The organism is Nonomuraea antimicrobica, assembly GCF_039536965.1.
Lineage (GTDB): Bacteria > Actinomycetota > Actinomycetes > Streptosporangiales > Streptosporangiaceae > Nonomuraea > Nonomuraea antimicrobica.
The window spans coordinates 83267-91760 of record NZ_BAAAZP010000075.1 but is presented as its reverse complement, the minus strand read 5'-3'; the positions used below and the strand labels follow the sequence as shown (position 1 = coordinate 91760).

General features: G+C 72.7%; 6 protein-coding genes. 3 read left to right on the top strand and 3 right to left on the bottom strand.

Going from position 1 to position 8494, the window contains the following annotated elements:
- On the top strand, positions 1-2671 hold a 2671-nt coding region (locus ABD844_RS19955; RefSeq protein WP_344879627.1), incomplete at its 5' end, for a CARDB domain-containing protein.
- An 80-nt stretch (positions 2672-2751) separates the two neighbouring features.
- Here ABD844_RS19955 and ABD844_RS19950 read toward each other — a convergent pair.
- The gene (locus tag ABD844_RS19950; RefSeq protein WP_344879624.1) at positions 2752-3543 is read right to left on the bottom strand and encodes a GNAT family N-acetyltransferase; all 792 of its coding nucleotides are present in this window, start codon (positions 3541-3543) and stop codon (positions 2752-2754) included.
- A gap of 201 nt (positions 3544-3744) precedes the next feature.
- On the opposite strand from ABD844_RS19950, the gene ABD844_RS19945 reads away from it, so the two are divergent.
- A complete protein-coding gene (locus ABD844_RS19945; protein ID WP_344879621.1) occupies positions 3745-5070 on the top strand; it encodes a right-handed parallel beta-helix repeat-containing protein in 1326 nt (441 codons plus the stop codon).
- Between the two features lie 128 nt (positions 5071-5198).
- On the opposite strand, the gene ABD844_RS19940 is transcribed toward ABD844_RS19945, so the two are convergent.
- Both ABD844_RS19940 and ABD844_RS19935 read right to left on the bottom strand, forming a co-directional pair.
- Positions 5199-5876, bottom strand: a complete 678-nt coding sequence (locus ABD844_RS19940; RefSeq protein ID WP_344879618.1) for a glycosyltransferase family 2 protein — start codon at positions 5874-5876, stop codon at positions 5199-5201.
- Positions 5873-6844 carry an NAD-dependent epimerase/dehydratase family protein gene (locus ABD844_RS19935; protein WP_425568614.1) on the bottom strand — a complete coding sequence of 324 codons (972 nt, stop codon included), beginning with the start codon at positions 6842-6844 and terminating at the stop codon, positions 5873-5875. The genes ABD844_RS19940 and ABD844_RS19935 overlap by 4 nt, the downstream gene beginning before the upstream one ends.
- 140 nt (positions 6845-6984) lie before the next feature.
- Between ABD844_RS19935 and ABD844_RS19930 the strand changes: the two genes are divergently transcribed.
- The gene (locus ABD844_RS19930; RefSeq protein WP_344879612.1) at positions 6985-8457 is read left to right on the top strand and encodes a hypothetical protein; all 1473 of its coding nucleotides are present in this window, start codon (positions 6985-6987) and stop codon (positions 8455-8457) included.
- The last annotated feature ends 37 nt before the right edge of the window (positions 8458-8494 follow it).

Here is an 8494-nt window from a genome sequence, read left to right as displayed (position 1 = left end):
CTCCATCACCGTCAAACTCAACCCCGACCCCGTCTGGGGCCGCCGCACCCAGACCATCCAGGTCCTCGGCCGCGAACAGAGCGCCACCGCCTACACCACCCTCGCCGCCCAGGCCACCCACACCTTCGACCCCGCCACCGGCAACACCGTCACCATCCCCGTCACCGGCCGCGTCGCCGACGTCCGCCTCCAGTTCACCGCCAACTCCGGCGCACCGGGCGGACAGGTCGCCGAGTTCCAGATCTTCGGCACCCCCGCCCCCAACCCCGACCTGACCGTCACGAACCTCACCTGGGCGCCCGCCTCGCCGACCGCGGCGACCGCGATCACGCTGACCGGTACGGTCAGGAACGCGGGCAGCACGGCCTCCACCGCGACCTCGGTCAACTTCTACGCGGGCACCACCAAGGCCGGCACCGCCAACGTGGGCGCGCTGGCCGCCGGCGCCACCGCCACCGTGTCGGCCGACATCGGGACCAGGCGGGCCGGGACGTACCAGGTCTCGGCCAGGGTCGACGAGGACAACAAGGTCATCGAGCAGAACGAGGGCAACAACTCCTTCACCGCGCCCACGTCCCTGGTGGTCGCCGAGACGCCCGGCCCCGACCTGGAGGTCCTCGGCCTCACCGCGACCCCGCCGAACCCCGCCGTCGGCGCCCGCGTCACGTTCACCGTGGCCGTGAAGAACCGCGGCACCACCTCGACCGGCGCCACCACGGTCACCCGGGTGGACGTCGGCGGCACCAGACTCGACACCCAGACGGCGGCGATCGCCGCGGGCGCGACGGTGAACGTGGCCGTCAGCGGCGGCTGGACCGCCACCGCGGGCGGCGCCACCGCCACGGCCACCGCCGACGCGACCGGCGCCGTGACCGAGACCGACGAGACCAACAACACGCTGTCGCAGACGATCGCGGTCGGCCGCGGCGCCTCGGTGCCGTACGTCGAGTACGAGGCCGAGTCGGCCGCCTACCAGGGCACGCTGCTGGAGACCGACCCGCTGCGCACCTTCGGGCACACCAACTTCGCCACCGAGTCCTCGGGCCGGAAGTCGGTCAGGCTGAACAGTACCGGCCAGTACGTCGAGTTCACCTCGACCGTCCAGGCCAACTCGATCGTGGTGCGCAACTCGATCCCGGACGCGCCGGGCGGCGGCGGCATCGAGGCCACGATCAGCCTGTACGCCGACGGCGCGTTCGTCCAGAAGCTCACCCTCTCCTCCCGTCATAGCTGGCTGTACGGCAACACCGACTCCCCTGAGGGGCTGACCAACACGCCGCAGGCCGACGCCCGGAGACTGTTCGACGAGTCGAACGCGCTGCTGTCGCGCTCGTATCCGGCGGGCACCAAGTTCAGGCTGCAGCGCGACGCCGGTGACAACGCCGCCTTCTACATCATCGACCTGATCGACCTGGAGCAGGTGGCGCCGCCGGCCGCCAAACCGGCCGAGTGCACCTCGATCGCCGACTACGGGGCCGTGCCCAACGACGGCAACGACGACACCTCCGCCATCCAGCGGGCGGTCACGGACGACCAGAACGGCGTCATCGACTGCGTGTGGATCCCGCCGGGCCAGTGGCGCCAGGAGAAGAAGATCCTCACCGACGACCCGCTGAACCGCGGCCAGTACAACCAGGTCGGCATCAGCAACGTCACGATCCGCGGCGCGGGCATGTGGCACTCGCAGTTCTACACGCTGACCGAGCCGCACCTGGCGACGGGCGGCATCAACCACCCGCACGAGGGCAACTTCGGCTTCGACATCGACAGCAACGTGCAGATCTCCGACGTGGCCATCTTCGGCTCAGGACGGATCCGCGGCGGCCCGGGCGGCGCCGAGGGCGGCGTCGGGCTGAACGGCCGGTTCGGCCAGAACACGAAGATCACCAACGTCTGGATCGAGCACGCCAACGTCGGGGTCTGGGTCGGCCGCGACTACGACAACATCCCCGACCTGTGGGGGCCGGCCGACGGGCTGCAGTTCAGCGGCATGCGCATCCGCAACACCTACGCCGACGGCATCAACTTCACCAACGGCACCCGCAACTCGCGCGTGTTCAACTCGACCTTCCGCACGACGGGTGACGACTCGCTGGCCGTCTGGGCCAACCGGTACGTCAAGGACCAGGCGGTGGACATCGCCCACGACAACGCGTTCGTCAACAACACCATCCAGCTCCCGTGGCGGGCGAACGGCATCGCCGTCTACGGCGGCTACGGCAACAGGATCGAGAACAACCTGATCTACGACACCATGAACTACCCCGGCATCATGCTGGCCACCGACCACGACCCGCTGCCCTTCTCCGGGCAGACGCTGATCGCGAACAACGCCCTGCACCGCTGTGGCGGCGTCTTCTGGGGTGAGGCGCAGGAGTTCGGCGCCATCACGCTGTTCGCGCAGAGCCGGGACATCCCCGGCGTGACGATCCGCGACACCGAGATCTCCGACTCGACGTACGACGGCATCCAGTTCAAGTCGGGCGGCGGCAACATGCCGAACGTCGCCATCACCAACGTCCGCATCGACAGGTCCAACAACGGCGCGGGCATCCTGGCCCACGGCGGCGCGCGCGGCAGCGCGACGCTGACCGGCGTCACCATCACGAACTCGGCCACCGGCGACATCGTCAGGGAGCCTGGATCGGGCTTCGTGATCAACGGCGGCTGACGCCGCAGGACCCCGCCATGAGCAGGTCGCCGAACCGCCACCGGCTCGGTGACAGGCTCATGGCGGGACCTCCGCACGGGTCACGGCCGTGGTGGTGACCACACGTAGGGCGTGGTGGTGGTCACGGCGTGGAAGCCCAGCCGCCGCAGGATCGGTGCGCTGTCGTCGGACGCGTCCACGTGCAGGTACGTGACGCCGCGGGCGACGGCGAGCGCGGCGCGGGCGGCGACCAGCGCGCGGTAGACGCCCCGGCCGCGCCAGCCGGGCAGCGTCGAGCCGCCCCACAGACTGGCGATCCCGGCACCCTCCCGGAACACCAGCCAGGCCGCCGAGACCACCTCCTCGCCGGCTTCTGCGACCAGGACGGCGATCTCGTCGGGGGCCGCCGAGACTCGGGCGATCAGGTCGTCGCCGAGCCAGCTCCAGTCCTGTCCCCAGACGATCGACTCCATGGCGGCGATGCGACGCAGGTCGGCGTCGGCGCTCACCTGCCGCAGGGCGACACCGTCCGGGAGGGCCGGGGCCGCGGTCATCTCCTCGGCGCGGCCGAGGAGGACGGTCTCCCGCTCCTCCGGGGTGAACCCCGCGGCGCGCAGGCGCTCGGGCAGGTCGGCCGGCAGGTCGTGGCCGCGGGTCTTCCACTCGACCGCCTCACCCCGCGCGGCGAAGTAGTCGCGCTGGCGGGTGATCAGCCGGTCGAGGTCGGCGCCGCGCAGCCCGACGTCGCGCGGTGCGCTCACGAAGCCGCGGAACTGGCCGACGATCCGCAGCAGCGGGCCGTCCCGCTCGTAGGTGACGCCGGTGGGCGGGTGGGGCGGCGCTCCCCGTAGCTGCTGGTCATAGGCCGAGAGCAGGTCGTCGATGTCTGTCACGGAACAAGACAGTACGAGCCGTGGCAACCGCTTTTCCGGCGACCGTGCCGCCCGGAGAGCACAGGACGTCCGGGGGTCGCCGGAGGCAGGTACGACCGCTTGTCCGGACATATGTGGACAAGTATCGCAATTCCCCCGATCTTGGACTACCGTGTCAGCCGCGACCCAAATGATCTTGCGAACAGGGAGGCTGGAACTCCATTGGCAAGCTGGAAGTCCGCGGCGTGCGCCGCCGCCACCGCCGCGGCGGCGCTCTTATCCGCGAGCCCCGTGACAGGCACGGCGTACGCCGCGGCCGCGCCCGTCTACTACCTCGACAGCGTCAACGGCAGCGACTCCGCGGCCGGCACCACCGCCGCCACGGCGTGGAAGACCCTCGCCAAGGCCTCGGCCGCCGCCCTCGAACCCGGCTCCAAGCTGCTGCTGGCCCGCGGCGGCAGTTGGTCGGGCACCCTGTCCGTGACCCGCTCGGGCACCGCCGCCGCGCCCATCGTCGTGGACGCGTACGGCACCGGCGCGGCCCCCGTGATCATGGGTGACGACGAGGCGTGCATGACCCTCGCCGGCCACCACATCGAGGTCTACAACCTGCAGATCGGCGTCAACCGCGACCAGGGCCGCTGCTCCTGGGCCGGGATCAAGGTCACCGGCAGCGACAACGTCATCGAGAAGAACCTCATCACCGGCGCCGCCGCCGGCGTCTACATCGAGCCCGGCGCCCGCTACACCGCGGTCACGGCCAACGACTTCGTCGACAACAACCACATGAGCACCCTCACCCCCGTCGAGGTGCACCCGAACGACGACTCGGGCGCGTTCGCCATCCTGGTGCAGGGCGACGACTCCAACATCGCCTGGAACACCATCACCGGCTCGGTCGCGTTCAGCCACGACTACGGGTACGACGGCGCGGCCGTGGAGATCTTCCTCGGCTCCCGCAACCGCGTCCACCACAACATCGCCATCGACAACGACACCTTCACCGAACTGGGCACCAGCAGGAACCCCGACGGCACCTCGAACGACCCCGACGGCACCTCGGGCAACGTCTTCGAGTACAACGCGATCTACGGCTCCCGCACCCGTTCCGGCCTCGTCACCCGCGGCCCGGTGCACGACGACGGACGGCTGGAGGTGAACGGCCCCGTCTTCGGCACCCTGTTCCGCAACAACTCCATGAACCTGCCCCACCCCGAGGCCGAGGGCGTCGTCTGCGACGCGAGCTGCACCAACCAGCACCTCACGCTCACCCAGAACGTCGTGGTCGCCGCGCTCAAGACCGCCTACGCCGACCCGACCTTCACCGCCGTCGACCACAACGTCTTCTACGGCGGCCTCTACCAGATGGCGGCCGGCACCGCCAACGTGCACCAGGACCCACGGTTCGACCCGGCCAGGCCGCTGCGCCTGCTGAGCGGCAGCCCGGCGATCGGGCTGGGCGTCACCAGGTACAACGAGATGGACCTGGACGGCGCGGCCGTCGGCACCACGGGCATCGAGGCCGGAGCCTACGAGTACACGCCATGACCGGGGCCCAGCGCCGCGCGGACGTCCCCTGCCGCGTGCCGCCTCGGCGAGGTGCTCGGGTCCGGCCCAGCCGGAGCACCCGACGGCACGCCGCCGAGGCGGTCACTCTGGGCGGTCACTCTGGGCAGTCACTCGGGGCAGTCACTCGGGCGGCGGTGGTCTGCCATGACGCGCCGCATGTCGGCGACGGCGCGCAGCGTCCCGCGTACGGTGCCGGTCACCTTGGAGCGCCCCTTGCGGGCCAGGTAGTCCACCCTCACCTCGTCGATCCGCCAGCCGGACGCCGCCGCGCGCAGCACCATCTCCAGCGGGTAGCCGAAGCGGCGGTCGGTCAGCCCGAGGCCCAGCAGGGCCGAGCGCCTGGCCGCCCGCATGGGGCCCAGGTCGTGCAGCGGCGCACCCGTACGGCGGCGCAGGCTCCCGGCGAGCACGGCGTTGCCGAGCCGGGCGTGCGCGGGCCAGGCCCCGGGGGTGCGCGGCACGCGTCGCCCGAGTACGAGGTCGGCCCGCCCGCCGAGTACGGCGGCGCTCACCCGGGGCAACTGGATCGGGTCGAGCGAGGCGTCGGCGTCCATGAAGCAGACCAGCTCGGCCGAGGAGGCCAGCAGCCCGGCGTGGCAGGCGGCCCCGAACCCGCGCCTCGGCTCGTGCACCACCTTCGCCCCGCAGGCGCGGGCGATCCGCGCGGAACGGTCGGTGGAGCCGTTGTCGACCACGACGGGCCGGTAGCCGTCCGGCATGCGCCCGAGCACCCAGCCGAGCGCGGCCTCCTCGTTCAGGCAGGGCAGGATCACGTCGATCGTCATGACCGGGCGAACTCCCTCATCCCCGCCTCGAAGCCGATCTCGGCGCGGAAGCCCAGCTCGGCCCCGGCCCGCTCGGGCGAGGCGACGATGTGGCGGACGTCGCCCAGCCGGTAGTCCCCGGTCACCCGCGGGGCAGGCCCGCCCCGTCCGGCGGCCAGCGCGCGGGCCAGCTCGCCCACGGTGTGCGGGGCGCCGGAGGCGATGTTCCAGGCGCGCAGCTCGCCCGGCCGGGCGGGCGCGGCCACGGCGGCGAGGTTCGCCCTGGCCACGTCGCGCACGTGGACGAAGTCACGGAGCTGGTGGCCGTCCTCGAACACCCTCGGCGCGCGGCCCGCCGCCAGCTCGGAGCGGAAGATCGCCGCCACCCCGGCGTAGGGGGTGTCGCGGGGCATGCGCGGGCCGTAGACGTTGTGGTACCTCAAGGCGGCGGCGCTCGCGCCGGTCTCCCTGGCCCAGTTGGCGGCCAGGTGCTCCTGCGCCAGCTTGGTGGTGGCGTACGCGTTGCGCGGATCGGGCGGCGCGTCCTCGCCGATCACCGCGCAGCGCACCGGCTCGCCGCAGCGCGGGCAGGACGGGTCGAACCGGCCGCGCTCCAGGTCGTGGACGGCCCGGGGGCCCGGCCTGACGGGGCCGTGCGCGGCGCACTCGTACCTTCCCTCGCCGTAGACCACCATCGAGGACGCCAGCACCAGCCGCCCGATCGCGTGCCTGGCCATGGCGGCCAGCAGGACGGCCGTGCCGTACACGTTGGCCGAGGCGTAGGCGGGCAGGTCGGAGACGTCCACGCCGAGGCCCACCTTGGCCGCATGGTGCACGACGACGTCGACGCCCGGGAGCAGCGTGTCCAGCGTGCCCGCGTCGCGGACGTCCAGGCCGTCGCGCAGGTCCAGGCCGACGACGTCGTGACCGGCCGCGGTCAGGGCCTCCACCACGTGGCCGCCGATGAAACCGGCCGAGCCGGTGACCATCACTCTCACGCCGCCGACGGTAGCCCGGCGTCAGCCCATGACCGAGAGCACGTTAGGGGTTCGTAAGGGTTCTTACAGAGGACGAACGGGAGCGACTGTCGCCGCCTCGAACCGGCCCGCGAGATGCCAGGCTGCCGCCTGTGAGCCGAAGCCCGCTAGCCGTCGGCGCAGCCCTCGCCGCCCTGGCCGCCGTCCTGCTGAGGATCGCCGCCGGGCCGCCCGGCCTGCACTGGTACCTGCTGGCATGGACGCTGTTCGCGGCGGCGCTCTGGCTGGCCCGGCGGGTGGGCGAACGACGGCTCGGCCCGCTCGTCCTCGCCGGGGGGATCGCGCTGGCCGCGACCGGGCTGACGGCCCCGCCGAGCAGCAGCACCGACTCCTACCGGTACGCGTGGGACGGCCGGGTGCAGGCCGCGGGCATCTCCCCCTACGACCATCCGCCGTCCGGCGCGGCGCTCGTGCCGTTGCGCGACGACTGGCTCTTCCCGCCCCGTTGCGACGCCCCCGGCCTGGCGGCGCTGCCCGGCGGGGGCTGCACGCGGATCAACCGTCCCGCCGAGCCCACGATCTACCCGCCGGTCGCCCAGGGGTACTTCCTGCTGGTCCACTGGCTGTCGCCGGAGGGTGCGCGGCACAAGGCCCTCCAGGTCGGCGGCTGGGTGCTGGCCGTGCTGGCGCTGGTGGCGCTGTGGCGGACGGCGGGGGCGCGGCGGGCGGCGTACTGGGCGTGGTGTCCCGCGGTGCCGGTCGAGGCGGTGAACAACGCGCACGTCGACATGCTCGGCGTCCTGCTGGTGGTGCTGGCCTTCGGCCCCGCCGCGCGCGCCGTCTACGCCCGAGCCGCCTTCGCCCGAGCCGCCTTCGCCCGAGCCGCCTTCGCCCGAGCCGCTTTCGCCCGAGCCGCCGAGGCCCAGGCTGCCCGGACCCGGGCCGCTCCGGGTCCGGCCGGTCATGCGGTGCGCGGAGGGCTGCTCGGCGCGGCGGTGGCGGCCAAGCTGCTGCCCGCGACGGCGCTCCCCGGTGCCCTGTCCGGAGTGCTGTCCGGCGGGGTGGCCTGGCGTCGTGTGCTCGGCACCGTGCTGCCCGCCGCGCTCGTGGTGGCGGTGTCGTACCTGCCGTACGTGCTGGCCTCCGGGACCTCGGTGCTGGGATACCTGCCGGGCTACGTGAAGGAGGAGCGCTATGACGGGCCCGGCGGCGGCAACCGGTACGCGGTGCTGCGGCTGCTCGTGCCGGACTCGTGGGCGCCCTACGCCGCGATCGCGCTGCTCGGCCTGGTCGTGCTCCTCGTCCTGCGGCACGGCGACCCCGACCGGCCCTGGCGGGGTGCGCTGCTGGTCAGCGGCTCGCTCCTGCTGCTGTTCACCCCCGGCTACTCCTGGTACGCGCTCCTGGTCGTCGCGCTGGCCGCCATGGACGGACGGTGGGAGTGGCTCGGCGTGGCCCTGGCGGGCGCGGTCGCCTACATCGCGGGCCCGTCCGCCCCCGCCGGCCCAGGAACCCCCTTCTACGCCGCCGCCGCGCTGGCCGTGCTGATCGGCTGGGCCGTACGACGGCGCCACCGCGCACCCGAATCCCGCCCGCCGGGTCGACCAGCCGCCCGCATCTCGTAAGGACTGAGCACGCTGAGCCAGCATTCATCCGGCCCCG

Excerpts from the sequence above, each read along its gene's own strand:
- ABD844_RS19940 (WP_344879618.1), bottom strand. The coding sequence starts at position 5,876 with ATGACGATCGACGTGATCCTGCCCTGCCTGAACGAGGAGGCCGCGCTC.
- ABD844_RS19935 (WP_425568614.1), bottom strand. The coding sequence starts at position 6,844 with ATGGTCACCGGCTCGGCCGGTTTCATCGGCGGCCACGTGGTGGAGGCC.